The sequence below is a fragment of the Acinetobacter sp. ASP199 genome (assembly GCF_022700675.1).
Lineage (GTDB): Bacteria > Pseudomonadota > Gammaproteobacteria > Pseudomonadales > Moraxellaceae > Acinetobacter.
Window position 1 is genome coordinate 1,166,285 of the sequence record NZ_CP062182.1, and the last position, 25,927, is coordinate 1,192,211.

At 42.4% G+C, this 25,927-nt stretch carries 24 protein-coding genes; 16 read left to right on the forward strand and 8 right to left on the reverse strand.

The window, feature by feature from the left end; translation table 11 throughout:
• Positions 1-82: 82 nt before the first annotated feature.
• Positions 83-286: a hypothetical protein gene (locus IHE35_RS05450; RefSeq protein WP_004812366.1), complete on the reverse strand. Its 204-nt coding sequence runs from the start codon at positions 284-286 to the stop codon at positions 83-85.
• Positions 287-684: 398 nt separating this feature from the next.
• On the opposite strand from IHE35_RS05450, the gene IHE35_RS05455 reads away from it, so the two are divergent.
• Positions 685-957: a hypothetical protein gene (locus IHE35_RS05455; RefSeq protein ID WP_242789633.1), complete on the forward strand. Its 273-nt coding sequence runs from the start codon at positions 685-687 to the stop codon at positions 955-957.
• Between the two features lie 9 nt (positions 958-966).
• Here IHE35_RS05455 and gloB read toward each other — a convergent pair whose 3' ends face one another.
• Positions 967-1,701: a hydroxyacylglutathione hydrolase gene (gene gloB / locus IHE35_RS05460; RefSeq protein WP_242789634.1), complete on the reverse strand. Its 735-nt coding sequence runs from the start codon at positions 1,699-1,701 to the stop codon at positions 967-969.
• Between the two features lie 119 nt (positions 1,702-1,820).
• Positions 1,821-2,405 carry a flavin reductase family protein gene (locus IHE35_RS05465; RefSeq protein ID WP_242789635.1) on the reverse strand — a complete coding sequence of 195 codons (585 nt, stop codon included), beginning with the start codon at positions 2,403-2,405 and terminating at the stop codon, positions 1,821-1,823.
• A 122-nt stretch (positions 2,406-2,527) separates the two neighbouring features.
• Between IHE35_RS05465 and IHE35_RS05470 the strand changes: the two genes are divergently transcribed.
• Complete coding sequence (locus IHE35_RS05470) at positions 2,528-3,349, forward strand: PhzF family phenazine biosynthesis protein (protein WP_242789636.1); 822 nt, start codon at positions 2,528-2,530, stop codon at positions 3,347-3,349.
• 128 nt (positions 3,350-3,477) lie between these two features.
• Positions 3,478-6,264 carry a pitrilysin family protein gene (locus tag IHE35_RS05475; RefSeq protein ID WP_242789637.1) on the forward strand — a complete coding sequence of 929 codons (2,787 nt, stop codon included), beginning with the start codon at positions 3,478-3,480 and terminating at the stop codon, positions 6,262-6,264.
• Positions 6,265-6,595: 331 nt separating this feature from the next.
• Here IHE35_RS05475 and IHE35_RS05480 read toward each other — a convergent pair whose 3' ends face one another.
• Together IHE35_RS05480 and IHE35_RS05485 are read right to left on the reverse strand one after the other, a co-directional pair.
• Positions 6,596-7,657: an amidohydrolase family protein gene (locus IHE35_RS05480; RefSeq protein ID WP_242789638.1), complete on the reverse strand. Its 1,062-nt coding sequence runs from the start codon at positions 7,655-7,657 to the stop codon at positions 6,596-6,598.
• Between the two features lie 122 nt (positions 7,658-7,779).
• Positions 7,780-8,181 carry a DUF3144 domain-containing protein gene (locus IHE35_RS05485; protein ID WP_242789639.1) on the reverse strand — a complete coding sequence of 134 codons (402 nt, stop codon included), beginning with the start codon at positions 8,179-8,181 and terminating at the stop codon, positions 7,780-7,782.
• 110 nt (positions 8,182-8,291) lie between these two features.
• On the opposite strand from IHE35_RS05485, the gene IHE35_RS05490 reads away from it, so the two are divergent.
• Complete coding sequence (locus IHE35_RS05490; RefSeq protein WP_242789640.1) at positions 8,292-8,924, forward strand: hypothetical protein; 633 nt, start codon at positions 8,292-8,294, stop codon at positions 8,922-8,924.
• 168 nt (positions 8,925-9,092) lie between these two features.
• On the opposite strand, the gene IHE35_RS05495 is transcribed toward IHE35_RS05490, so the two are convergent.
• Positions 9,093-10,550, reverse strand: a complete 1,458-nt coding sequence (locus IHE35_RS05495) for a CYTH and CHAD domain-containing protein (protein ID WP_242789641.1) — start codon at positions 10,548-10,550, stop codon at positions 9,093-9,095.
• A gap of 161 nt (positions 10,551-10,711) precedes the next feature.
• Positions 10,712-12,169 carry a CYTH domain-containing protein gene (locus tag IHE35_RS05500; protein ID WP_242789642.1) on the reverse strand — a complete coding sequence of 486 codons (1,458 nt, stop codon included), beginning with the start codon at positions 12,167-12,169 and terminating at the stop codon, positions 10,712-10,714.
• A gap of 334 nt (positions 12,170-12,503) precedes the next feature.
• On the opposite strand from IHE35_RS05500, the gene IHE35_RS05505 reads away from it, so the two are divergent.
• From IHE35_RS05505 to IHE35_RS05550, 10 genes are all read left to right on the forward strand, one after another.
• Positions 12,504-12,887: a DUF962 domain-containing protein gene (locus IHE35_RS05505; RefSeq protein WP_242789643.1), complete on the forward strand. Its 384-nt coding sequence runs from the start codon at positions 12,504-12,506 to the stop codon at positions 12,885-12,887.
• 717 nt (positions 12,888-13,604) lie between these two features.
• The gene (thiE, locus tag IHE35_RS05510; RefSeq protein WP_242789960.1) at positions 13,605-14,225 is read left to right on the forward strand and encodes a thiamine phosphate synthase; all 621 of its coding nucleotides are present in this window, start codon (positions 13,605-13,607) and stop codon (positions 14,223-14,225) included.
• Between the two features lie 45 nt (positions 14,226-14,270).
• Positions 14,271-15,572 (forward strand): glutamate-1-semialdehyde 2,1-aminomutase, encoded by a 1,302-nt coding sequence (gene hemL, locus IHE35_RS05515; RefSeq protein WP_242789644.1) that lies wholly within the window; start codon positions 14,271-14,273, stop codon positions 15,570-15,572.
• Positions 15,573-15,822: 250 nt separating this feature from the next.
• On the forward strand, positions 15,823-16,248 hold the full coding sequence (locus IHE35_RS05520) for a heme-binding protein (RefSeq protein ID WP_242789645.1): 426 nt from the start codon (positions 15,823-15,825) through the stop codon (positions 16,246-16,248).
• A 171-nt stretch (positions 16,249-16,419) separates the two neighbouring features.
• Complete coding sequence (locus IHE35_RS05525; protein WP_242789646.1) at positions 16,420-16,761, forward strand: hypothetical protein; 342 nt, start codon at positions 16,420-16,422, stop codon at positions 16,759-16,761.
• Between the two features lie 179 nt (positions 16,762-16,940).
• On the forward strand, positions 16,941-17,651 hold the full coding sequence (locus tag IHE35_RS05530; RefSeq protein WP_242789647.1) for a phosphopantetheine-binding protein: 711 nt from the start codon (positions 16,941-16,943) through the stop codon (positions 17,649-17,651).
• A gap of 130 nt (positions 17,652-17,781) precedes the next feature.
• Entirely contained in the window at positions 17,782-18,426 is a 645-nt protein-coding gene (locus IHE35_RS05535; RefSeq protein ID WP_242789648.1) for an RluA family pseudouridine synthase, read from the forward strand.
• 142 nt (positions 18,427-18,568) lie between these two features.
• Positions 18,569-21,406, forward strand: coding sequence for an RNA polymerase-associated protein RapA (gene rapA / locus IHE35_RS05540; protein WP_242789649.1), 2,838 nt, complete (start codon positions 18,569-18,571; stop codon positions 21,404-21,406).
• Between the two features lie 211 nt (positions 21,407-21,617).
• Entirely contained in the window at positions 21,618-21,884 is a 267-nt protein-coding gene (locus tag IHE35_RS05545; protein WP_242789650.1) for a PAAR domain-containing protein, read from the forward strand.
• Between the two features lie 124 nt (positions 21,885-22,008).
• Positions 22,009-22,812: an alpha/beta hydrolase gene (locus IHE35_RS05550; protein WP_242789651.1), complete on the forward strand. Its 804-nt coding sequence runs from the start codon at positions 22,009-22,011 to the stop codon at positions 22,810-22,812.
• Between the two features lie 59 nt (positions 22,813-22,871).
• Here IHE35_RS05550 and fabR read toward each other — a convergent pair whose 3' ends face one another.
• Positions 22,872-23,552, reverse strand: a complete 681-nt coding sequence (gene fabR / locus IHE35_RS05555) for an HTH-type transcriptional repressor FabR (protein ID WP_242789652.1) — start codon at positions 23,550-23,552, stop codon at positions 22,872-22,874.
• Between the two features lie 148 nt (positions 23,553-23,700).
• Between fabR and IHE35_RS05560 the strand changes: the two genes are divergently transcribed.
• Both IHE35_RS05560 and IHE35_RS05565 read left to right on the forward strand, forming a co-directional pair.
• Positions 23,701-24,768, forward strand: a complete 1,068-nt coding sequence (locus tag IHE35_RS05560; RefSeq protein ID WP_242789653.1) for a ferredoxin reductase — start codon at positions 23,701-23,703, stop codon at positions 24,766-24,768.
• 14 nt (positions 24,769-24,782) lie between these two features.
• A complete protein-coding gene (locus IHE35_RS05565; RefSeq protein ID WP_242789654.1) occupies positions 24,783-25,877 on the forward strand; it encodes an acyl-CoA desaturase in 1,095 nt (364 codons plus the stop codon).
• The last annotated feature ends 50 nt before the right edge of the window (positions 25,878-25,927 follow it).

Below are 25,927 nucleotides of genomic sequence, written 5' to 3' on the forward strand. Positions count from 1 at the left end.
TAAAAAAAGCCCATCGAAATGGGCTAGCTTGACCTTAGCTTAAGATGTTTGAATTGATCTTTCGCGTTAAAAGTGACGCAAATTAAGCTTTCAAATGGTCTTCGAATTCTTCACCTAATTGCATCGCAAGGGTATTGCCAGAGAGATCACAGGTCACCAGACCATATTCTTTTTTAAAACTGAAGGTAAAACCACGGTTGTCTGCCAAGGTACGTACCGAATACCCCAATTTTTCAAGCCATAAACGAAATGCCAGAAGATTTTTTGCTTTCACCACTTTTTTCACGAGATAACTCCTTCATCACTATTCCTTAATAAATTAGGGTGAATTAAAATTTTTTAAAGGGAGAAATTTTAAAAATTCTTTAAATTTCCTGAAAATGCCTTTTTTATAGACAAATAATTGAGTGAAAATTCATCAATAAATAGCTAAATTTATGATTTATGAATGCTTTTGAATGTTGTAACTAAATATTAGATATTTATCCCTGAGTGATTGTATTTTAATCATTATGAAGTTTTGAGCAGATTGCAGTCAGGAACAATCTACAGCTGGTTGAGGTGATATTCCTTTCAATTCGGGTAGAGATTGCAGCAGTCATCTAGTCGATCATTTTTTGAAATAAGTGATCCTCGATCAATGCATAGAATAATTTATACTGGCAAAAAATAGTGAGCCTGAATATGACACAAGTAAATATTGAGCAGTATGTAAAGGACTGTATTGAACGTATGCAGCAAGAGGGTCAGACACCGGTTGCTGTCATGTTAGGACATGAAGACTGGATCGAATTTACCGTACAGTCTCAAGTGGCATATACGCCATTCGGGAGTGCAAGACGTTATCAGCCAGCACTGGGTGGTTTATTACTGGTTCGGGTGGATGAAATGCATGCTTTACGCGTTGTGACCCAAGCAGAGCTGGATGCCTACGCGCAAAGCAATCAGATTCTATAAAAACCCGAATTAGAAATTATCTTTCAAGGTTCTTAAGCGGGCGAACTCTTCAACGCTGTCTGCACGCAAGAAAGGATTGGTTTTAAGTTCAATTTCAATCGTGCTTGGTAAGGTGCATTGGCCTAGCATTCTCAGACGTTCGACCTGTTCATGGCGTTTCTGGATTTCCAGATTATCCGGTTCTGCATGTAGTGCAAACTGGGCATTGGAAAGTGTGTATTCGTGTGTGCAGTACACCTTGGTGCGCGGAGGTAATGCAGCCAGACGGGAGAGGGAGTGATACATCTGGTCAAAAGTGCCTTCAAATACCCGACCACAGCCCATCGCAAACAGGGTATCACCGCAGAACAGCACATCTAGCGCATCGATAAAGTAAACAATATGGCCTAAAGTGTGTCCCGGTACACTGATGATGCTGACATTGATCCCATGAAAATCGAATTTATCTTCATGCTCCAGAGGATGGCTGATAAATGGAATTTTACTCAGTTCCTCACGAGGACCATATACCGGAATATTTTTATCCTGAATCAGTTCAGGTACACCGCCAATATGGTCTTTATGCCAGTGGGTTAACCAGATCTGTGCCAGTTCGAGTCCATGCTGCTGGCAATATTCCTGTACCAGCCCAGCTTCTGTAGGATCAACAGCCACGACTTGTTTGGAGTCTGTATGTTCCAGCAGCCAGATATAATTCTGTAAGCTATTTTTGACGTCTATACAGTGAATTTTAAAAGGCATCATTTCAATCAAACCGTTTGAAGTTATTTAGTAAATTAGCACAATTACCTGGCATATGCAGATGCTGGGTCTATGTTTATTGATGATTGGTGTATCTGATTTTAAGAATGTATAGGGAGTGATCAGTCTAGATCATCTGCTGAAACCGGATCGCCGATGGTATAGAAATGCCCACCTGCAATATGGTGGATGCTACGCCATTCACGTTCCACGTCCTGATAATACCAGTGTCCATCACGGAACACGCGTTCGTCAGCATAAGCCGCAATGACCTTGCCAATAAACAGATCATGCGTTTGCTGATTATGCGGTTCTGGAATCAGTTCACACAGCAGCCAGGCAGCACAACCGCTCACAACAGGAATATCCGACTGGTCAAACTGGAATAGTTCCACACCACATTGTTTTAACTTATTTGGTTGATCATGCATGCTGATCGTTCCAACGTCTTGCACCATGTTCAGCTGCTTAAGCGTTGGGACTTGTAAGGCAAAGTAACCGGAATTTTCAACAATCTTGCGGGTTTTAGTACTCTTATCTAAAACTACAGTGACTTTGGCTGGCTGGAATTCCAGTGCACAGGCCCAGGCTGCGGCCATAACATCCGCATTTTCCTGATCCCTGGCAGAGACCAGTACTGTTGGGCCGTGATTGAGCAAACGATAGGATTTTTCCAGGGGTACAGCTTTGAGATGGGAGTTAGACATTGAAGACCTTAAAATAAATGTATTTGCTAAAAATTATGCGCTTATCGGCTTATTAACATATATAAATTTTTTTGGCGAAAAAAGCTTTTAAACTAAAGCGCTAAACAAAAGGAGCTTAAGCAATGAAAATGTATCAAGTGGATGCGTTCACTACGGAGCTGTTCAAGGGTAATCCTGCTGCGGTGATTGTGCAGGATGAGTGGCTGGATGAAAACCTGATGCAAAACATTGCGCTGGAAAATAATTTATCTGAAACCGCCTTTGTGAAGGCTATGGATGCAGAGAATTATGAAATTCGCTGGTTTACGCCAACCAGAGAAGTTGATTTCTGTGGGCATGCAACCTTAGCCAGCAGCTTTGTGTTATTTCTGGATTATACTTCATATAAAACCATCCGATTTCATGTAAAAAATCTTGGTATTTTTACAGTGAGTCAGGATGAAGATGGCAAGATCCGGATGAACTTCCCAGTTCGTCGAGCAACTTTGGTCGATGAATATCCTGCTATCCTGCGTGGAGCCTTGACCAAATCTTTTAAGAATGTCTATCTGAATGAACAGGCTTATATTATCGAATATGAGTCTGTACAGGATGTGCTAGATGAAACGCCAGATTTCGAATTGCTAAAACAGGTCAATGACCGTCGTACCGCGATTACCGCAACAGGCCCACTACTGGATGTCGCCTTAACGGCGGGTGCAGAACAGTATGACTGTATATCGCGTTATTTCGCGCCAAGTAATGGTATTAATGAAGATCCAGTGACGGGTTCAATTCATACCGGGATCGTGCCGATCTGGGCGGAAAAATTAGGAAAGCAGCAGTTGGTCGCTTATCAGGGGTCAAGCCGGGGTGGTGTGCTGTATTGTGAGATGCAGGATCATGATCGGATTGAAATTTCAGGTTATGGCAAGCTATATATGAAGGCTGAAATTCTGCTTTAATTAGATAATATGTCCAAAAGCTGCTGTTCTCAGTAGCTTTTATAAAAATACAACTATCAAAAATGAGAATCATTCTCTATTATGTTCACTGAATAAGAAAGTTCATGTTTAAATTTGCTGGATCAAGAATGTCACTACGTTTTAAAAAATTAACACTTTCCATGTTTTTAATGGGCGCGGCGACGCTCAGTTTTGCTCAACCGGTATTGGTAAAAACAGAACAGAATATTGAAGAATATAAACTGGATAATGGTTTAAGAATTGTCCTTGCACCGAATGATAAAGAAAATAAAACGTTTATGAATACGGTTTATTTCACCGGTTCATTGAACGATCCGCAGGGTAAGGGTGGTCTGGCACATCTCTTAGAACATTTAGCCTTTAAGGGCACTGAAAATATTAAAGGCGATGAATTCCAGCGCCGTCTGGATCAGTACACACTCTCCTCCAATGCCAGTACGGATTATTATTCCACCAAATATACCAATCTGGTTCGTCCTGAAAGCACGGCACTGGCTGCGGTGATTCAGCTTGAAGCTGAACGCATGGACAAACTGGTCTTGCAAGAAAAATATGTGCCGACTGAAATTGATATCGTTAAACGTGAACGTGAAATCCGTCTGGATCAGCCATTTTCTGTATTGATGGATCAGATCTTTAAATCTGCTTATGGCAACCAGCATCTCGGTCGTCTGCCAATTGGTGATTTAAATGAGCTGCAATCAATCAATATGCAGGAACTGAATCAATTTTACCGGACTTGGTATGCACCAAATAATGCGTATATGGTGATTTCAGGCAAATTTGATAAGAAACAGGTACTGAAATATATTGATCAGCATTTTAGTCCAATCCAGGCGCGTCCTGTACCAGAACAGCCAAAAGTGCCGGAGTTACGTCCTGAACAGATTAAACAGCGTCAGTTTACTGTGGCTAAAGGCAGTGATTATGCTAAATTCAATATCTATCTGAACCGCTCAGAAGTAGCTAAGCAGAACGCATTATCGGTCACACCAACGCTGTATACCTTGCAGCCGAGCGGGCATCTGTATCAGGGTGTGGTCGAGCAGGGAACGGCGACAGCTGTACAGTCGGCCACCTGGTTAGATAAAGACTTCAATATGGTCTTCATGGGCGCAGTCTATGCCCCGAATCATGATGCAACAAAGGTCGAACAGGCTTTGCAGAACGGTGTCGAACAGGGTAAAGGTTTTAATGAAACTGAACTGAACCGGGTCAAAAATATGAGCCGCAATGCAGCTGAAAATATTAAAAATAATGCAGCAGCGCTAGGTTCACGCCTGAGTGATTATATTGCGTCTTCCAATGGGGACTGGGCAAAATATTTTAAAGATCTGAATGCGATTCAAAACCTGACTGTGGCGGATGCTAACACCATTTATAAAGATTTCTTTAAAGCGGAATACCGTATCCAGGGTAATATTGTGCCTACACCTGAAGATCAGAAAAAAGCCAAACAGCAGGAACAGCTAGCAGAAGCCAAACCAACTCTGGACCAACAGCCTGTCACTGAAGAACCATTAAAAGATGTTTCGGTTTATCAGGCTGAAGTGAAGCAGTATGTGAAGGAGTCAAAAAAGCTACTTACAAGTAAAGAAAAGCAGATCCAGCGTGGCAAACTGCAAAATGGCATTCAGTATGCTTTGTTCCCCACCCAAACCCGTGATGACAAAGTCTATTCAACGATTGCCTTGGATTTCGGTACAGCTGAAACACTCAAGCATAAGGGTGAATTGCTGGATCTGATGGCTTACTTAATCATGCGTGCCTCTGAAACTCAGAGCTTGCAACAGATTTCAGACAAGACCATTGAAGTGAGTGGCTCGGCCAATGTCAGTGCTTCAGGTAATGGCCTGAATATTTCGATTTCAGCCAAGAAAGAACATTTTGAGGAATATTTTAAATATATTCTGGACGTGTTGAAGAATCCAACTTTTGAGCAGGGTCAGTTTGACCTGATCAAGTCTCAGTCCTTGTCTAGTCTGGATCGTCCTTATACAGAACCGAATACAGTGACCAGTCTGACTTTTGCGCGTCTGCTTGAGCGTTATGAGCCGGGAGATTTGCGTTATCACTTTGAACCTGATTTGTCTAAACAGCAGATCCAGGCAGCGACGCGTGAACAGGTTCAGCAGTTATATCAACGTTTCTTCAAAACTCATCATGCTCGTGTCGCAGTGACCGGTGACTTTAAACCTAAAGCGATGCAGACACTGATCAAGCAGGAATTTGAAGATTGGAATAGCAATGAGCCTTATGCACGCCTCGAGTCTGAATATGTGGCACGTACTGCTGAAAAGGTACATGCATTATCGGAACAGCGCGAGTTTGGCAGCTATGTCGCCGCCATTTCAATTCCGGTGGGTTCAGATCATCCAGATGTACCAGCATTACTGGTGTTAAGACACATTTTGGGTGATTCGCAACTGTCTTCACGCTTGGCACAGGAATTACGTGAAAAGAATGCCTTGGTCTATGGCTTTAGTGCCAATGTGGATTTCGCTGAATGGGACAACGCCGGTGCCTTGGCCTTTGGTGCGAACTATACCGCAGGACGATCTGGTCAAGTATCGGATTCAATACGTAAGGTGATTGCTGAGTTACGTAGTAAAGGTGTCACTGCACAAGAAGTCGAAGCTGCAAAAGCCAGTATTCTGAAAAAACGTGTCACTGCACTGGAAGATGATCGCCGTATTCATAGCATGCTGGTGCCTCAGCTGGAACGTAACCGTGACCTGAACTATCGTCAGAAACGCGACCGCGCGGTGGCAGCATTAACCAAAGCAGATATCGATGCAGTGATTCAGAAATATTTAAATGCAGATCAGCTGGTCGAAGTAATGTCAGATCAATATGGGCAGCCAGTAAATCAGGTGACATTAACCCAAAACTAAACCTGTAAATTCGATAAAAAAACCCTCCATTTATGAAGGGTTTTTTATTTGAAAATAATTATTTAAGTTGCTCGATAGCTAAAACCAAGACCACCGATGATGCCAGCAAGCACCGCGAGTTGAGGCTGCCATCCATAGATGAGAAATAAGAATATATAGACACCGCCACCCATCAAAATCGATCCAATGGCAATATCATAATTAAGCGGATGTTTGATGAGTTATTGATAGTAGTAAGAGCTGATCCAACTCACACATACTATCAAAACCACACACCCAGTTTTTTGACCGAAACTGACATGATTAATCTCAAGCATTGAGCAACTCGTCACTACAATCGATAAAAGGTTTTTGCATTATCATAAAAGACAGATTTTAAAGCATTTTCATCATAGTGATGCACGATATCGCTAAAGGCACCAATGATATCAACTAGATTGGCACTCACCCGGTCCATAGGGAAATTAGAAGCAAACATGGTGCGATCCGTTCCAAAGCATTTTAGGGCATGCTGAATCAGAGGTGCGGCATGTTCAATCAGCTCCGCTTTGGAGGCTAATCGTCGCTGTTGATGAAATTGATGACCCAGCACTGGCATAAATAGTGCAGAGACTTTGGTCATGACATTCGGACACTCTGCCAGTTTTGCCAGATCTGCCTGCCAGTTTTCTAAAATCCTTTGCCTTTCCTGCGCAGTTTTTCCAGTACCTTTACCGACTTTACCAAAGAGACCAACTGGCGTACCGAGATGATCCAGCACAATCGGTGTTTCAGGGAAGTTTTTGGCAAGATGAATCACATCAGAAATCTGGGTGGAATAGACCCAGGCATCAAAACTCAGTCCGGCTTTAGCCAGATGTTCAAATCCTTTCAGGAATTTTTTATTGAGATACAGGTGCGGTTCATCAGCCCAGGCATGTACGCCTTTATCCGGATGCACGGAAGCCATTTTACGGATCCCACGAAATTTAGGCGAAGCTTCCTGATGGAGTTGCAGTAACTTTTTAAAGTCTTTCCTTCGTGGATCCGCCGTAGCCACAATTGCACCCAGTGCCAGATCATGTGCCTGAAAAGGCAAGCCGGCTATAAATCGGGTTTCATTGACGACACCTGTGCCTTTGTGTTCATGCCAGCCAGCTTCAATATGTACCACCTGTTCGACCTGATAATGACCAATATCCTGTTTGTAATGGGCAGGCAGATAAGGTGCGGTAATGTGTTCAGTCAGACCTATCGTCTCAATAATCGGTTTTGGATTCAGGAGGCGCACCATACGGTCCAGCAGGCGGGGATACTTACCAAACAGTTTGACTGCCAGTGCTGCTGCATGAGGGGTGTGATATGGATCCCATTGATGGATATGTGGGTCGATGATAGGGAAATTGAGCTGCATGACTTTCCTTGTTGTTATTGGAATAATTCTTATCGCTATATAGAAGTAAAATAATACAGGCGTCAATGCAGAAAGTTAATCTAAAATTGCCAGGCATAAAAAAAGCCCCGAAGGGCTAAGCATTAATGATCGTGGTCATGATCATGTTTATGCTTATTGGCATGGAATTCTTCGTTATGACGGAAACGTAAGTAGTTTTCAAACTGCTCGCAGTACTCGTCATAATTGTCTTCCAGCATCATCTGGAACTGCTGAAGAACGTAAGACATCACCTGATCTTTGGCATCACGCATTTCATTGCCATCTTTGAAATTGTTGGCTGCCACCCAGGTATTAAAACGGGCAGTCGCAAACAGCATCGAAGCGCTGACCTGACCGCGTTTTTCACTCGGGCTTTCCTGTGAGCCTTTTTCTACGCGGCTGAACTCGTTGGCTTGCTTGATAAATTCATCAGCACGTTCAAAGAATGCAGCATTTAACGCTTCTTCTTCGGTTACATCGGTCGCTTCAATCTTTTGAACCATGAATTTTTCCTGACACTAAAATCTTAATCGACTCATTATAGGCAAAGCCTTGCAGAAACTAAACCTTTGCCTTAATCTAAAAATAGCCTAAGCATAAAAATGTGATTCCCATGCAAGATGCAATTGCTGTACAAAGCCTGAAAAGTGACATTGCCTTATTACGCCAAAATATCTGGCCTCCGGTAAATCTGGCCAATGTCGAAGGGCTGCCAATTTACTATGGCAGCAAGTCACAGGTGGAAGAATATTATCGTCAGTGGACTGGTCTGATTGAAAGGGCACAGGATCTGTTTCAGCCCTTTATGGAAGATGAAGTGCTGGATGCGGTTCATTTGCCGAGCCACCTAAATCTGCCATTATTCTATTTTCATGTCGATCGTATCCGGATCAATAAAACCCGTGCCAAAGAATCAAAAACTTTTCGTGGCATTGCCAGTCTGATAGAAAAATGCGGTCAATTTGAGCCGGCGCAGATTCAGGCAATGCAACGCTGGTTAGACAGTGATGAGACAGCAGCATTGGTGGCACATCGTGAATTTGTTGATTTGCGCACTTATGTGTTTCAACACGGGCAAAGTGAATATACTCGGACTCGATTCTATGTGAATGGTATTGTCCTGAGCGTAGAGCAGCATTTCGAACTGGTAGATGCACGAGATAAGCCACGTAAACAGCGCAGTGACAGTTATAACGATCCGCTTGCCGATAACAATACCTGGAAAGTGTACGGTAAATATCGTTAAGTGTTTATTAGGGTTCTTTCATAAATCATTTTTGAATCACTGTAATGGAAATTCCCTCATCCTCTTGCGAAGTAACACTTCTCATCCCAGAGGTAGAAGGAACTTTCAATATCCATTTAAATATGAATATAACGATCATTTCTTAATTTATGAAAGATATCTATTGATCTATTTTTTCCAGAAAGGCTGTACTTGAGCAAATTGCTGTAACTCTACCTGAATTTCCTTTTGCAGTCGCTGTTGCTCCGCATATAACCAGCCAAGCACAAACCAGGCTTTAGGTTTTCGTTTCGCATAAGGCTGATACAGGCTTTCTGCAACATGCAGGTCATTAAATTGCCCTAGACTTTCCTGTAACGGTTTTAAAGCCTTGATATAGTTTTTCACCTGTTTGGCCGGAAACAGGTTATGCAGAAATTCGGTGTTATAGCGTAAACGCTTTACCCGCTTACGGGTACGATGCTGATCTTCAATTGCGAGCTCACAAAACTGTTCGGCATCGGCGCAGATTTGCTGATGTAATTTGCTTAGACGCTTATACAGCACACGAATATCTGTACTGATCTGTTTAGGTTCAGCCTCACTATAACGGAGTAAGTCCAGTATCAGATAATTGGTTTCTGGCTCTCGGAACACCTGTTCTACTTGAATATTTTCTTCTGTTGCCGGTGGTAAGGTCAGGACTGGTGATCCGGCAGCTTCAAGTTGTGGCAATAAACTTTCTGCCAGGGCATCCCGATCGCGTGCTGCACCGAGTTGCTGAAAAATCTCAGTCAGTTGTTCCACCCAAATTAGAGGAATTTCTAGCTCATCGACATTAAAAAAGCGTAAGGCACTGCGCAGACGACGGATAGCGACCCGAGCTTGATGAATATGTTCACTGTCATAATGTTCAGTAGACAGCGCCGTCGCATTAGGAAGTAGGTGTTGCAAGGTATTTCTAATAATTTTCTGCAACATGCCATGTAGGCTATCATTCTTGCTTAACTCAAGTGGCATTTGATGTTGAGCAGGTGTAATACTGCTGCCTTCAATCAAGGCATAGCCACGATCTGACTTGCTGCGGCTGTCCAGCCATAAATCATAACGCTGGATCCAGGGCTGTACAAATTCGATCAGTTCACTAAGTTGTCCCTGTTTTAGTTCAAATTCCAGCTCATAGATGGCAATAAATTCTGTACCATGCCGGATTTCACCTTGATCAAACGCAATTTCAATCACGCTGTTTTTATAGTTTTCTACATGAATAGAACGCTGCACTTCGGTTTCAAATTGCAGAATTAAAGGAGTTTTTAATGAGCCTAATGCTTCTTTGAGCAGTTCACTGACTTCAGGATAACTTTTATAGTGTTTGAGCTCACATTGTTCTGGCTGTTCTTTTCCTAACTCAAATTCCACTTCCAGACGCTCAAAAGGCTGTTTCCCGGGAGCTTTAAGAGTCTGTAGCCAGATTTCATTTTCCAGGCGCTGCCGTAAAGCAATCGCATGTTCGCGCAGTTGTAAATCAGCCGTATCAAAATAACGAGCCCAGAGATTATTACGCACTAGCGTTAAACTGGCAAAGTCTTGTTGCAGCTGTGCGTGCATGTGAGAAGGGACTTGGAATTTGAGTTCGATTTCTGCCATCGGGTGCTTCTCCTCGATACGGCTTTTAATACTTATAATAGTGAATATAGCCCAAAGAGATGGGAAAAGATAAGCTACAAATGCAACAAAAAAGCACCTCTGTGGCAGAAGTGCTTTAGGATAGATTTTCTACAACTCTAATAAAATTTGCTAAAGCGACTTTATTTTAAAAACTTGCGGCTCACCAGGAACTGTTCTGTGGCTTCTAGCAGTTTTTGTGCATAAACTTCCTGTTTGGCAGTCAGCCAGCCCAGGACAAACCAGTCACTGGCTTCAAGCTCGGTCTGTTGAATATATACTGCAGAGGAGGCCAGGATTTGGTATTCGGCTGCTGCTAGCTGCGCATCATTCAGCGCCTTGCTGTATTTTTGAAGATTTTTCACATCATAAATAGAAGTCAGAATTGGAAAGCTGAACTTCAGCTCCTGAATACGCACCGCAAGCAGATCCAGTTGTTCAAAATCATGGATTTCAGTCTGGTTCATCTGCTCTTGTAAAGCTTTATATTGCTGTTGCAAAGTTGCCTGCGCGACAGTCCTTAAATCCTGCGTATTTTTGATATCTTCTGTCAGGCTAAAGATCAGCAGTTCCAGATAGTGATGCACATTTTGTGTCGACTTCACCAGATTACCCAGTTTTTCCTTGGCATATAAAATGTCTTTATTTAGGTTTTCTGCTGTGGTCGGATTCTGTAAAAAGGCGGCTAAGGTGCTTTGCATATGCTGTAAATGCTGCAAATGTTCAAACTGCTTTTTAAACGCTTCCAGCTGATGTGCCCATTTGTCTGAAATGCCAGAATGCCAGTTTTTAAATAAAAGAACGCTTAGATACAAATGCTCGAGTGCCTGCTGAGCCTGATCGATATGCTCCTGTTTTGCTACCTGTGCCGAGATTGCTGCGATATTTGGCAGTAAATGCTGCATCTGCTGGGCAATCAGGCTGCATAAAGCTTTGGCTGCACTATCTTTTTTGCTGAGCTGGAATTCTTTGGCTTGGACTGCCGGGCTGACTTTTTGCTGAGTTGCAAGCAGGTTACCGATTTCTGCCTTGCTGCGGACATCGAGCCATAGTTGATATTTCTTGACCCATTCAAAGCTGAAAGCCAATAACTGTTCAACTGAACCGCTTTTTAGTTCAAATTCAACCTCATGCACTTCCTGTTCGGCTTCCAAGGTCCGGATGGCGCCGACATCGAGCGCAACCTCAATTTCAGTGCCTTCATATTCAATCACACGCAAGGTACGGGCAATATCTGTTTCAAACTGTAGCTTGAGCTGGTTGACCTGATCACCCAGTGCGTGATTTAAAATCTTCTGTGCTTCTGGTGCAGCGGCATAAATATCCAGATCCAGTTCAGGTGTCCGTTCCAGTTCACCTAAGTCATGATTATGTTCAAAACGTTCAATATGGCTTTTACCTGCGGCTTTTAGGGTTTGTACCCAGCGTGTGCCTTCCAGGCGCTGACGCAGGGCTACGCCATTTCTCGAGAGCAGACGGTCTTCGGTATCATAGTATTTGGCTTGCAGTTGAATCTGTTCGGATTTCTTTGGATCAAGTGCCTTTAACAGCGCATTGCGACGCGCTGCAGGAATCTGAAATTTAAGTTCAACTTCAACCATGATAAATGTCCTGTTTGTGCTGTCCATAAAGGTGATAGACAGAGCTGATGATGCTTTGCATATGTTGTGAAATTGAGCGCATGCACGCAGCAATCATGTTTTTAATTTTTAAGTCGAAGATTGTAACCAAAATCATTTTTTTAGTAAGACTTGACCGGGCTAGAAAAATCATGAACCTGTTTAAATTGATAGAATTTATTCATACCTAAGCAGTTGAAAGCATGCTAGATTCAAGGAAAATTAAACATAGCTGAGAAATCTCGCTGCATGAAATCGCACTTTTAAATGTTTAAATAATGCGCTAATGTGAAATTAAAAATATCAGGATGATGCCATGAATGCACAAGTAGAACCTAAAGCGAATTTGACGCTAGCAGTTAGCCAGCCAATGCCGATCCGTGATTATCATGAATTTTATCGTTTTTATCTGACTGAACACCGCAATATGATGAGTCGTCGTCTGCATGTGGCAGGGAGTAGCATCGGGCTGTGTTTCTTTGGTAAGGCGATCATACAGCGTAAACCTAAATATTTTCTCTATGGACTGGCCTCCGGTTATGCCTGTGCTTGGATCGGACATTTTATTTTTGAGAAAAACAAGCCTGCCAGCTTTAAGCAGCCGTTATATAGTTTTATCTCGGATTGGCGTATGTTTGCTGATGTTCTGCGTGGCAATATCAGCCTGATTAGCCGTGATAAGGACAAGATTCCCAGTTAAAACAGGTTAAAAAATAAAAAAATTTATCGACGGGTCATCAAAATTACATGAAAACGCTTGCAAGCTTAGAGCTAATGTTCTAATAATTAATGCGTTGTTTGATGGTAATCTTTTACCAAAGGATATAACAGCCAGAATTACACAGTTTTCCATGCCTGGAGTGACCTTCTCCGGGCTTTTTTTATGTCTGAAATTCGATAATATGAAATGAAGAATTAGCTGACATTCTGCAATTTTCCTAAAAGTTGGGTGTATAAAATCAGGATGTCAAATGAGAGATTCACCACTGATGATTATTTTTATTTGATTTATTGAAGTTCAAATATCTGATATGAGTTATCCCTGAAATTATTAATTTTACCCATTAAATGAACTGGTTATTTTCATACTGCATTCTTTGTATTTGATTACTAGATCTCTTTCATAAATCAAAAAATGATCGGTATATCCATATTTAAATGGATATTGAAAGTTCCTTCTCCCTCTGGGATGAGAAGTGTTACTTCGCAAGAGGATGAGGGGATTTCTTAGAAAAAACCTCTCCCTGAGGAGCATGCTCCGCAAGTCTCCTACAAGGAGAGGGAATTTCCTTTGCAGTGATTTAAAAATGATTTATGAAAGAACCCTACTGAAATATAGCCTTAGATAGGCATGTATGGTGTTATCAAGCTCCTGATTATGCCTATAATAGCTTATGTATTTTGAATGGCGGCAGTCATGCGCGGTTTGTATTTAATTACCAATGATGATCCAATTGAACTTCTTCTCGCGAAACTTGAAGGTGCGATGGCAACTTATGAAGTTGCAGTACTTCAGTATCGTCGTAAAAAAGTGGCGAAAGAAAATCAGGCTTATGAAATCGAATATATGAAACAAATGTGCGAACAATATAAAGTTCCATTTGTGATTAATGATGATTTAGAAACTGCGGTGAAATATGGCGTAGGTGTACATTTGGGTCAGGGTGATGGCTCAATTCAGGAAGCTGTTGAACGTTTGCCTAAAAACGTGTTGATTGGTCGTAGTTGTAACAACTCGCTTGAGCTTGCCGAACAAGCCATTGCTGATGGTGCAAATTATGTGGCGTTTGGTGCGATCTATGCGACTGACACCAAGCCAGAAGCAGGCAATATTGGTTTAGACACTTTAAAACAAGCCAAAGCACAATTGAACGTACCCATCTGTGCAATTGGTGGCTTAACTGTTGAAAACTCGAAAGAGGTGATTGAGGCAGGTGCGGATCTTTGTGCGGTTATTAGCGATGTTTTAGGTCGTTCAATGTCTACTGTTGGTCAACGTGTGTATGACTGGTCAGAACTATTTGCTGAACAAGTTTAATTTTTTTTATTTCTTATCTTATTTTTTTTGAGTTGAGTGATTCTCATGAGTTTATCTCCAAAGCAAGAACAACTATTTAAACAAGCCAATAAACATATTCCAGGTGGCGTAAACTCACCTGTACGTGCTTTTAACGGTGTAGGCGGTACGCCAGTCTTTATCGAAAAGGCACAAGGTGCTTATCTATACGATGTTGATGGTAAACGTTATGTGGACTATGTTGGTTCATGGGGCCCAATGATTTTGGGTCATGCGCATCCAGCGATTATTAAAGCTGTTCAGGATGCTGCGGTAGATGGCTTAAGCTTTGGTGCACCGACGGTTCATGAAACGACTTTGGCGGATATCATTTGCGATATCATGCCATCAATTGAACTGGTTCGTATGACCAACTCAGGTACTGAAGCAACGATGACTGCGATCCGTCTGGCACGTGGTTATACTGGCCGTGATAAGATAGTGAAGTTTGAAGGTTGTTACCACGGTCACTCGGATTCACTTCTTGTAAAAGCAGGTTCAGGGCTTTTGACCAAAGGCGAGGGCGAAGCGACTTCTGCGGGCGTACCAGCGGACTTTGCCAAACATACCTTAACACTTCCATATAATGACATCGCTACCTTAAAAGAATGCTTTGCCAAGTTCGGTTCTGAAATTGCGGGTGTGATTGTTGAGCCTGTGGCAGGTAACATGAACCTGGTGAAACCGATTGACGGGTTTCTTCAAGCCATTCGTGATGTATGTGATGAGCATGGTTCAGTTTTCATTATTGATGAAGTGATGACAGGTTTCCGTGTCGGTCTTGGCGGTGCTCAGGCACATTACGGCGTAACTCCTGATTTGACCACTTTAGGTAAAATCATCGGTGCAGGTCTGCCAGTGGGTGCATTCGGAGGCAAACGTGAAGTAATGGAATGCATCGCACCGCTTGGCAAGGTGTATCAAGCAGGTACTTTATCAGGTAACCCACTGGCAATGCGTGCTGGCATTGAGATGTTTAAACATCTGCGTCAAGAAGGTTTCTATGAGAAATTAACTGCGCAACTTGAGAAACTGCTGGTTGGTTTACAAGCGGCTGCGGATGAAGCAGGCATTCCATTCAAGACGCAACAAGTCGGTGGTATGTTTGGCCTGTACTTTACGAATCAGGAGGATATCACCAGCTTCGATTCAATGCTGAAGTGTGATGTAGAAGCCTTCAAAAAATTCTTCCATGGCATGTTAAGTCGTGGTGTTAACCTGGCTCCATCGGCATTTGAAGCAGGATTTATTTCAGCTGCACATAGTGATGAAGATATCGAATTCACGATTCAAGCGGCTAAAGAAACTTTTGCTGAGATGAAGGCTTAATTCATCATTTTTTAAATCCTCTCTTGTACGACTTAAAATGGATTTTTCTAATTCTAGTGCAAGAGAGAATTTCTAACATATTTGAAATAGTTTTCCCTCTCCCTTGCGTAGCAGTGCTACTCATCTCCTAAAGGAGAGGGCTTTCATCTATCGAATAGAAATGAAAATTTAAAGACTTCTTACTGTATTCTTGCGCCCTATATGGCTCAGGGTTAGGGGAAATTTAAATTTAAAATAGAGAAAATTAAAGATGCAAACCAAACACTATTTGACTTTAAGCGATGCTGAATTTCTATTAAATGAAGCACACCAATATGCGATTCAGAATAACTTTAATGTCAGCATTGCGGTCGTAGATGAAACTGGTAATTTGCTTGCAATGAAGCGTATGGATGGTGCTTCGCCTATGACGGCTAACTTATGTCTGGAAAAAGCAAAATGTTCTGCGATTAGCCGCCGTCCATCTAAACTGTTTGAAGATATTATTAAAGGCGGTCAGATGGGTTTTCTGACCATGGATACATTTTCAGGCATGTTAGAAGGCGGTGAACCGATTATGTATGAAGGGCAATTGGTCGGTGCAATGGGTGTTTCCGGTGTGAGATCACTCCAAGATGCTGAGGTTGCGCAAAAGGCGATTGAGACGTTTTTGGCACAGGTGAATGGATCAGTATAAGTCTTACTCATACATCACTTTTAAAGTCTAAATGGACGACATCAATGTTCCGCTTCAAAGCCCGAATCACATGATTTGGGTTTTTTTATATTAGGTATGAATAAATTTTGACTCAAAAAGATCATTTCGGATAAGGTGTTATGTCCATTTTCGGTCAATTAAAGCGTAGAAATGTACTTAAATCTCAACAACAAAAAATTTGTAAATGCGAAAAATACATCAAATGGTGAAGTGACTGGTGAGACGGTTTTTAACTATTCTCAAGTGGGAGAGCGTATAGAGGCGACTTACTCAGGTGGTAGCATTCAGTATGGGCACTTGCTCGGTTTTATGACATCCAAGAACACCTTTAGGATGGCATATCATCATATTAATGAGATGAATGAGTTGCGTATAGGTGAATGCCAGACTGAGATTGGAAGGCAAGCCAATGGGAAAATTCAGTTAATCGAAAAGTGGCAATGGCGTAATGGTGATTGTTCTACAGGTGAATCAATTCTGATTGAAATTTAAGTATTGCAATACGATGCTTTGATTCGATATGAGCTCGGTTTCAAATAAACATTTTCACTCGGGAAAAGTGGTAGGTGTATTCCTGTAATGCGAAAGTGCAGAGGCTAACACTTATCATTTTTCTACATCTAAGTTAGCATAAGGGTAATTTGTACACATTATTTGATGAATATTCTCCCATGCTTTACCCCATGCCCAAAAAAATCCAGTTTGCTCCTTCCCAAGCCAAATGGCAGCTGTCCTCAACCCAATCTGTTTTGGTACTGGTAGGCCTGCAAAACCTAAGGATGATGGCAGGCATACAAGACAGCGACCTCATGACCCATCTGATTCAGATCAGCAATAAGGCTAAGGCACTGGATATTCCCATTGTTGACCTGTATGGAGATGACCTGATTCAAGGCATGCAACAACTTGGTGAATATGCCTCAACACATCCGCAACTGATTTTTGCCGGACAGATCACACCGATGCTGAAACAGATTTTGCCACACTTGCAGAGTGTGACTGAGCAAATTTGCGTGATTGATGATGCGATACTGTTGTCAAATCAGGAACAGCATATTCAGTGGATTGATAATATTTCAGCACAAGGTTTGCATCATATGAATAGCTATAGCCTGACCCGATTATGGAATCTGAGTGCGCCAACAGAATATGTATTGTCGACTAAGGGCATTATGTTAGCAGTAGCAGAACAGCTGGATATGGATGCACTAGAAATTGATCCACATGTAGATTTAAGACAATACGGATTAGATTCAGTCGCTGTGGTGAGTCTGGTTGGTGTATGGCGTGCTAACGGTGCCAATGTGCGTTATGAAGATGTTTATGAACATCCTTCATTAGAGGAGCTGGTTAGCTTTGTTCTGCAATCAGCACACAGATAATCATTAATTGGGCAATTTTCTCAATATAATTGGAAATTTCATCGGCAATTACAGAAAACGACATTGTAATTCTGTGCCAAGCTTTTTATCATTGCCGCCTTGTTTTTCGCGATCAGCCAGGGATTGAACCTTGAGTAATTTTCTAACCGAACATCTGATACATCGTGATGACGATTTTATGGTCATTCATAAACCAGCAGGTTTACTCACGGTTCCCGGTAAAACAGAAGATTTGCAAGATTGCCTCATTCACAGATTAGTAGAATTAGAACCTAAAACACTGCTCATTCATCGTCTCGATCGGGACACTTCTGGCATTCTGGTATTTGGCCTGAGCCGTGAAGGACAAAAATCTATTTCGCGCCAGTTTCAGGAACGCCAAACCGATAAAACCTATCAAGCCATTGTGGCCGGCACATTAGAAGGAGAGGGTACTGTCGATGTGCCAGTGATCTATGATCCAAGCCATCCGCCACTACATATTGCTGAACCAAACCATAATAAGCCAGCATTGACCCATTGGCAGGCTATCGAGCATTTTGAAATTCAGGGACAGCCGGTTACTCGTGTCAAACTCACACCAATAACCGGCCGTTCACACCAGCTCCGTGTACATATGCAGTATCTCGGTCATCCAATTATTGGTGATACCTTATATGCTACAGCGCAACAGCAACAGCTGATGCCGCGCCTGTGCCTGCATGCAGAGCAGCTCAGTTTTGTGCATCCTAAAAATGCAGAGAAAGTCGAGTTTCATTGCCCGGCGCCATTCTAGAAAATACTTGTTTAATCGTCGTTATTCATGCCCACTTTTGGTGGGCTTTATGTCAAAATATATTGCTTAAAGGTGTGAAATTTTGCTCAAATGATAAGTTATTTTTGAGCATAATCTTTGCAGTCTTGTACTTAAGATAAAGGTGGAAAAATTGCAGCAGTTTGCTATTGGTCAACGTTGGTTATCAGATACTGAAACAGAACTCGGTCTGGGGGTTCTCATTGATGTTGATGAGCGATCGGTCAGCATTTTATTCCCGAAAAGTGATGAAACCCGTGTCTATGCACGTAGCAATGCCCCTTTGTCTCGCATCATTTTTAATATAAATGATGAACTGCAAGACCAGGAAGGCAATACCTGGACGGTTGAATCTTTTGAAGATCGCAACGGCGTGGTGCGTTATCAGGTGGTACGTACTTTAAGTGATGGTACAGAAGAGCGTAAAGCCCTGAATGAAACCCGTGTCGGTGCAACCATTCAGTTGTCTAAGCCATTAGACCGTTTGCTGGCTAGCCAGATTGATTATAAAGAATGGTATGACTTGCGTATTGAAGCTATGCTCATGCAAGCCAATATGCAAAGCAGCCCGCTACGTGGTCTGGTCGGTTCACGTGTTGGTCTGATTCCGCATCAGTTGTATATCGCACACGAAGTCGGTAAACGTTTTGCACCGCGTGTATTGCTTGCCGATGAAGTGGGTTTGGGTAAAACCATTGAAGCTGGCTTGATTATTCACCAACAGCTGAAAACTGGCCGTTCTGAACGTATTCTGATTCTGGTGCCAGATTCACTACAATATCAGTGGATGATTGAAATGCGCCGTCGTTTCAATCTGGAATTTTCACTGTTTGATCTGACCCGTACTGCATCAATCAAAGAACACGATCCTGATCTGAACCCATTCCTGACTGAACAACGCATTATTGCTTCGGTTGACCTGATGATTGACCACGAAGACCTGCGTGAGCAGGCACTTGAAGCTGGTTTCGATCTGCTGGTTGTCGATGAAGCGCATCATCTGATGTGGAGTGAAGAAGAGGGTGGTAACGACCGTTACGATCTGGTTGAAGAACTATCTGAAAAAACACCGGGCGTATTACTGTTAACTGCAACACCTGAACAGCTGGGTGTGGAATCGCACTTTGCGCGTTTACGTTTACTGGATCCACAACGTTTCAGTTCATTAGACCGTTTCCTGGATGAAGAAGCACAATATCAGCAGACTGCAAAAATTGCAGAAGTGCTGATGTCGGATATGCCACTTGAAGAAGGGCATCTGGCAGCACTTGAAGGCCTGCTGGGTCATCGTATTGAAGATACTCCTGAGCAGCGTTTCCGTGCGATTCATGAATTGTTAGACCGTCATGGTACTGGCCGTATTCTGTTCCGTAATACCCGTGAAGCCATTCAGGGCTTCCCGGGACGTGACTGCCAGCCAGCACCATTGCCAGCACCTGAAAACTGGTCAATGGATGGTAAATTGCGTGAGCAAATGTGGCCAGAAGAAATGCAGCTTGATGGCTCGTGGATGGAAACTGATCCACGTGTGATGTGGCTGATGGAAAAACTGCGTACTGAGTTAAAACACAAAAAAGTGTTATTGATTGCGCGTAGTGGTCCAGTGGTTGAAGCGCTTGAAAATGCACTGCGTCTACATGCAGGCATTCGTACTGCGATGTTCCATGAAGGCATGAGCTTACTTGAACGTGACCAAGCAGCTGCATATTTTGCTGAAGATTCGTATGGCGCGCAGATTTTGTTGTGTTCTGAAATTGGTTCTGAAGGTCGTAACTTCCAGTTTGCATCAGACCTCGTGTTATTCGACTTGCCGGCAAACCCAGATGTACTCGAGCAACGTATTGGTCGTTTAGACCGTATTGGTCAAGAAAACCGCATTCAAATTCATGTGCCTTACCTTGTCGGGACTGCACAAGAGCGCATGTTCCGTTGGTATAACGAAGCATTAAATATTTTCAGCAATATTTCACCAACGGCGCAAACCTTACAAGAAAACTTCATTGTTGATCTTAAAGACTGTTTATTAGCAGACAAAGGTCAGGCTTTTGAAGAATTGCTGGAAGCTGTGAGCGTACAACGTGAAGCCTTAGAAGCTGAGCTACAAGCGGGTCGTGACCGTTTGCTTGAGTACAACTCTTGCCGTCCAATTGTGGCACAAGAAATTGTGACTGCACTTGAAGACTATGATGACAACACCACGTTGCCAATGTTTATGAAGCGCTTTATGGCGTCAACCAACATTGATTTTGATGAGCAAAGTAACGGTACAGTGATCATTAAGCCAACCGATCAAATGCAAGTGCAAGGTTTGACGCTTGATGAAGAAGGTATGACGGCAACGTTCTATCGTGATCAAGCCCAAATCCGTGAAGATGCACAGTATTTAACCCTTGAGCATCCATTTACAGAATCTGTAATGGAAATGATCAATACCCAAGGTTTTGGTAGTACCAACGTTGCCGTTTTAAAATCTGCTGCTTTACCACAAGGTTCAGTATTGCTAGAAGTGTGGTTTAAGGTCGATGTGGTTGCACCAAAAGCATTGAACTTGCCTGCAAGCTTGCCGCAACAATTGGTTCGTGTGTTACTGAGTGAAAAAGGTCAGGATCTATCGCAAAAAATTGCACGTGATATTTTAAAACCGTATTTACATCATCTAGATGGCAACAGCTGCCGCCAAGTGGTGAAAGCACGCCGTGATGTGATTGAAGCACGTTATAAGCAAGCGCTAGAACTGGCGCGTGCTGCTTTGCCGCAATTCAAGGAACAAGCGAAGGAAGTGTATGGTAGCAAATGGCAATATGAAATTGACCGTCTGACTTACCTGAAACAGTTCAACCCAAGCATCCGTGAAGATGAAATCACGCGTCTGCAAAAACTGCAGAAAGAAGGTTTAAGCTTATTGGAAGGTCTGTCTGTGACACCAGAAGCGATTCAGGTGATGGTAGTGGTTAAGCCATAACAATCATCTAGGGAAAGGCAGTCTTCGGGCTGCTTTTTTTATGGTTATTTTTCTATAAGAAATTTGGACAGCTATCATCAGTCACTACCTGATTAAAACTATTTCATAAGCTAAGGATAGATACTTGAAGATATGAGCTATCAGTAAATGGTTGTGGTTAAAAATCATCTTCGGTTAAAATGGTAAAAAACCATAACAAGAAATTAAAATAATGTCTCAAGCGTTTATTACTTTAGGCTCGCAAACTTCACATGGGGGTGTGGTTGTCGAAGCGGAAAAATCTGTATTAATTCATGGCATCGCTGTGCATTTACAAGGCATGAAGCATTACTGTCCCAAGTGCAATAGCATGGTGACCGCCATTGCCAAAGATCAATCCATCACTGTTTTAGGACGGGCTGTAATTGTCGCAGGTGATAAAGCCAGCTGTGGTGCCCAGTTTCTGGCAAATCAGCATCTGACAGTTTCACAAAAATAATCCAGCTGCTCTTTATCCTTCATTCAGTGACTTCAAGGTCATGCTTAGGAAGAATATGTGCTCATTTTTATTCATCTTTAAGGTTAAGCTTGCAGACATTATGGATTGAAAACTATATCACCGCATGAAGCCAGCCTTACATTTTACCCATGCCAATGGCATTCCATCAGCGACCTATCGCAAGTTCCTAAACTGTTTTCAGGATGAATATACGGTTAAAAGTATTCCTTTGATTGGCATGAATCCAGATTATCCAATTACTAGAGACTGGCGTTATTTGGTGGATGAGGTGATTGCCGATATAGAACAGCAATTTTCAGGACAGTCAGTGATCGGGCTTGGACACTCTTTTGGTGGTTTGGTCACGATGATGGCGGCTTATAAAAAGCCAGCTTTATTTTCTAAGCTGATCATTATGGATCCACCTTTTGTGATTGGGAAAAACAGTGCGTTATTTGAACTGGTGAAAAAGCTCAATTTAAAAAGTATTGATCGCTTTACTCCGGCAGGTATTACTTTAAAGCGTAAAGACCACTGGGCATCTCAGCTGGACGCTGTTGAAGCGTTGAGATCGAATCGTCTGTTTAAGCATTTTGATGAACAGTGTTTTCAGGACTATATCGACAGTGGGATTGTTGAAGATCAACAGCGCGGTGGTGTAACTTTAAAAATTCCAAAACAGCTTGAAGCAGAAATCTTCCGGACAGTTCCGGCCTGGTGGTGGCGTACCCCGCGTAAAGCACCGCAAGTTCCCATTCATCTCATCACTGCAGAACAGAGCCAGTTCTATCAACAAGGGCTGCCGCAAGGCTTAAAGAAAATTTATCACATTGATTATTCAGTCTTAGCAGGTGGTCATATGTTTCCACTGGAACAGCCGGAAATAGTGGCTGAATTCATTAAAGCCAAGCTGCAAACACTAGGATAACATCCAATAAAAAAGAGATGACCAGCATCTCTTTTTTATTTAGCTTGAAATCATCAAGATTAGCGGATCTGTGACTGATCCAGATGTCGAGCACCTTCCAAAATCATGCGGATCATGATCATAGTCTGTTCAGCAATTTCCTGACGTTCATCAACTGGCATATCAATCACTTTGGCACCCATGTTAAATACCAGCTGGGTAATCGCTTTGGCAGCAATATCCGGATAGAGCAGGCGGCTTTTATTTAGTCTTTCCAGGCGCTCCAGATCTTCTTGCAGCTCCTGCTGGAAATACTGAAGTTGGCGTTCTACGGCCTGTTTATATGATTGTGAACCGGTATAGCCTTCGCGTAGTAGCAAACTCAGATTGCCCTCATCGGCATCGAGCTGTGCGATAAATACTTCTACCGAACTACGGATAATACTATTCTGTTTAGATGCCTTTAAACGTGATTCATTCAGAATCTTACGCAATACCAGACCGGCGCGGTCGATCAGTTCAATTGCGAGTTCATCAATATCCTTAAAGTGACGATAAAAGCTATTGGGTGCAATACCGGCTTCGCGTGCTACTTCACGCAAACTTAATGATGCAATACTTTTTTGCGGACCAATCAGATTCAGTGCTGCCTGAAACAGTTCTTCTTTGGTAATCGTCGCCTTCCGACCCACACTGCGTACAATGATCGGTTCATCAATGCTGTTTGACTCGAGTAGGGAAGCGTCACTGCTTATTTTCATTGAAAACTCGTCATGTATTGGATATGAGGCATTCCACTATTATAGCGAAGCACAGCAAACTTGTGAAATGAATAGAAACAATACAGGTGTATATACAAATATATATACATGTGTATAATAATTCAAAACCCAACATGATTATATGAAGATGCAGGCACTCGCAAAACGTAAATCACCGATTGATTTCTTTAAAGAAAGCGTTATTGATCAGCATGCGATTAATTTCTGGATGCAGAAGCTTAACCCACTCTGGTCTCTTAACCAGCCATTGGGCAAAATTGTGCATAAAGAAAATGCTGCCCAGGATATGGTTAGCCTGAAAATTCAGGTCAATCGCCTGTTTAAATTTGGCGAAGCGGGTCAGCATCACCCAGTTTATGTTGTGGTAAATGGTATTCGTTACGAGCGTAGCTATAGTCTGACTCAGCTGGATCAGCAACATGTGTTACTGACCATCAAGAAAGTTGAGGGTGGCAAGGTAAGTAATTGGGCTGCAAATACCGCTCAAGTTGGCGACATTATCGAATTTGGTTTGCCATTTGGTGACATGACTTTAGCTGTTGAAGCAACATCAATGCTGTTGTTGGCAGCGGGTAGTGGTATCACACCTATGCTGAGTTTGCTCGAAGCATTGAGCGAGACTGGCAAGTTGAGTCAACAGCCTGTACAGCTTCTGTACTGGGTCAAGCATTATCAAGATGTGGCATTCAAATCACGTTTTGAAGAATTTGCTGCGCAGCATCCAAAATTTAGTTTTAAAGTCTTCGCAACTCAGGAACAGCCTGCAGCAGAACGTTTAAATCAAAGTCATCTGGCTGATATTCAAAATATCGAACAGGCGACGGTCTATGCTTGTGGTCCATCAGGCTTTGTAGCTCAGGCCGAAACACTGTTTGCTGATGCCAAAGTATTTAAATCTGAAGCTTTTAGTATGAGCCTCGGTGATCATACTGAAACAGGCTTTGTGAATGTAACGCTGACGCAATCTAATAAAGTAGTCAGTATTCCAAAAGGCCAGTCAATTCTGGCAAGTCTTGAACAACAAAATATTAAACCGAACCACGGCTGTCGAATGGGTATTTGTAATAAATGTGCCTGCAATAAAGTTGAAGGTTCTACCAAAAATTTAGTCAATGGCGCACAAAATAAAGAACCAGGAAATCTCCTGAAAATTTGTGTGAATTCAGCGCAGACTGACCTTGTCATCGACCTATAAGCGAGTTGATTCCTATGAATATGCCAGTAAAATTTCAGTATTTTAAAAATCCCAAAAACCGTGAACTGACACAGACTGAATTGGACGAACTTGCGCGCGAACTCGATGCGATCAAGCAGGAAGTGCTAGATGACTTGGGCGAGAAAGATGCGAAATATATCCGTCGTGTCTATTCTGCGATTCGTTATTCTTCTATTGCAGGCCGTGCGTTATTGTTCGCAGGCTGGTTCCCACCAGCATGGATTCTAGGTACAGGTCTGTTGGGTTTTGCCAAGATCATGGAAAATATGGAGCTGGGTCATAATGTTATGCACGGTCAGTATGACTGGATGAATGACCCTAAAATGAATGGTCAGACCTACGAATGGGATATTGTCGGTACTTCTGATAACTGGCGTCAAACCCATAACTTTAAACATCATACTTATACCAATATTAAAGGCATGGATGATGATATCGGTTATGGTCTGGTTCGTCTGTTCCCGGAGCAACGCTGGAAGCCAGGTTATTTATTGCAACCGATTTACAGTATTCCATTCTGCCTATTGTTCCAATGGGGTGTTGCGATTCAAAACCTTGAAATTGGTAAATACTTCAAGGGTCGTAAAAGCGCAGAGCAGACCAAAAAAGAATGGAAACCAATGCAGCGCAAAATTACCAAGCAGCTGTTTAAAGACTACGTCTTCTTCCCATTGATTGCAGGTCCAGCTGCATTGCCAGTGTTCGCTGGCAACATGGTGGCGAATGGTATTCGTAACATTTGGACTTTCAGTATCATTTTCTGTGGTCACTTCACTAAAGATGTTGAAGTATTTCCGAAATCAGTGCTAGAAAATGAAAGCCGCGGCCACTGGTATATGCGCCAGATCCGTGGTTCATCAAATCTTACCGGTTCTGAAGCATTTCATATTCTGACTGGGCACTTGAGTCATCAAATTGAACACCATTTATATCCTGATGTACCAGCACGTCGCTATCGCCAGATGGGGCCAAAAGTACAGGCAGTCTGTGAAAAATATGGTCTGAATTATAACAATGCCAGTCTAGTGAAACAGTATGGCAGTGTGATCAAACGTATTGTGAAGTATGCTTTCCCGTTTAAAAAATAAGTTTATATAAGCTAATAAAAAACCACTTCAATTGAAGTGGTTTTTTATTC

Excerpts from the sequence above, each read along its gene's own strand:
- IHE35_RS05475 (WP_242789637.1), top strand. The coding sequence starts at position 3,478 with ATGTCACTACGTTTTAAAAAATTAACACTTTCCATGTTTTTAATGGGC.
- IHE35_RS05455 (WP_242789633.1), top strand. The coding sequence starts at position 685 with ATGACACAAGTAAATATTGAGCAGTATGTAAAGGACTGTATTGAACGT.
- hemL (WP_242789644.1), top strand. The coding sequence starts at position 14,271 with ATGAGTTTATCTCCAAAGCAAGAACAACTATTTAAACAAGCCAATAAA.
- IHE35_RS05565 (WP_242789654.1), top strand. The coding sequence starts at position 24,783 with ATGAATATGCCAGTAAAATTTCAGTATTTTAAAAATCCCAAAAACCGT.
- IHE35_RS05505 (WP_242789643.1), top strand. The coding sequence starts at position 12,504 with ATGAATGCACAAGTAGAACCTAAAGCGAATTTGACGCTAGCAGTTAGC.
- IHE35_RS05560 (WP_242789653.1), top strand. The coding sequence starts at position 23,701 with ATGCAGGCACTCGCAAAACGTAAATCACCGATTGATTTCTTTAAAGAA.
- IHE35_RS05525 (WP_242789646.1), top strand. The coding sequence starts at position 16,420 with ATGTACTTAAATCTCAACAACAAAAAATTTGTAAATGCGAAAAATACA.
- thiE (WP_242789960.1), top strand. The coding sequence starts at position 13,605 with ATGCGCGGTTTGTATTTAATTACCAATGATGATCCAATTGAACTTCTT.
- IHE35_RS05500 (WP_242789642.1), bottom strand. The coding sequence starts at position 12,169 with ATGGTTGAAGTTGAACTTAAATTTCAGATTCCTGCAGCGCGTCGCAAT.
- fabR (WP_242789652.1), bottom strand. The coding sequence starts at position 23,552 with ATGAAAATAAGCAGTGACGCTTCCCTACTCGAGTCAAACAGCATTGAT.
- IHE35_RS05550 (WP_242789651.1), top strand. The coding sequence starts at position 22,009 with ATGAAGCCAGCCTTACATTTTACCCATGCCAATGGCATTCCATCAGCG.
- IHE35_RS05485 (WP_242789639.1), bottom strand. The coding sequence starts at position 8,181 with ATGGTTCAAAAGATTGAAGCGACCGATGTAACCGAAGAAGAAGCGTTA.
- IHE35_RS05470 (WP_242789636.1), top strand. The coding sequence starts at position 2,528 with ATGAAAATGTATCAAGTGGATGCGTTCACTACGGAGCTGTTCAAGGGT.
- IHE35_RS05495 (WP_242789641.1), bottom strand. The coding sequence starts at position 10,550 with ATGGCAGAAATCGAACTCAAATTCCAAGTCCCTTCTCACATGCACGCA.
- IHE35_RS05480 (WP_242789638.1), bottom strand. The coding sequence starts at position 7,657 with ATGCAGCTCAATTTCCCTATCATCGACCCACATATCCATCAATGGGAT.
- gloB (WP_242789634.1), bottom strand. The coding sequence starts at position 1,701 with ATGATGCCTTTTAAAATTCACTGTATAGACGTCAAAAATAGCTTACAG.
- IHE35_RS05530 (WP_242789647.1), top strand. The coding sequence starts at position 16,941 with ATGCTTTACCCCATGCCCAAAAAAATCCAGTTTGCTCCTTCCCAAGCC.
- IHE35_RS05490 (WP_242789640.1), top strand. The coding sequence starts at position 8,292 with ATGCAAGATGCAATTGCTGTACAAAGCCTGAAAAGTGACATTGCCTTA.
- IHE35_RS05545 (WP_242789650.1), top strand. The coding sequence starts at position 21,618 with ATGTCTCAAGCGTTTATTACTTTAGGCTCGCAAACTTCACATGGGGGT.
- IHE35_RS05520 (WP_242789645.1), top strand. The coding sequence starts at position 15,823 with ATGCAAACCAAACACTATTTGACTTTAAGCGATGCTGAATTTCTATTA.
- IHE35_RS05465 (WP_242789635.1), bottom strand. The coding sequence starts at position 2,405 with ATGTCTAACTCCCATCTCAAAGCTGTACCCCTGGAAAAATCCTATCGT.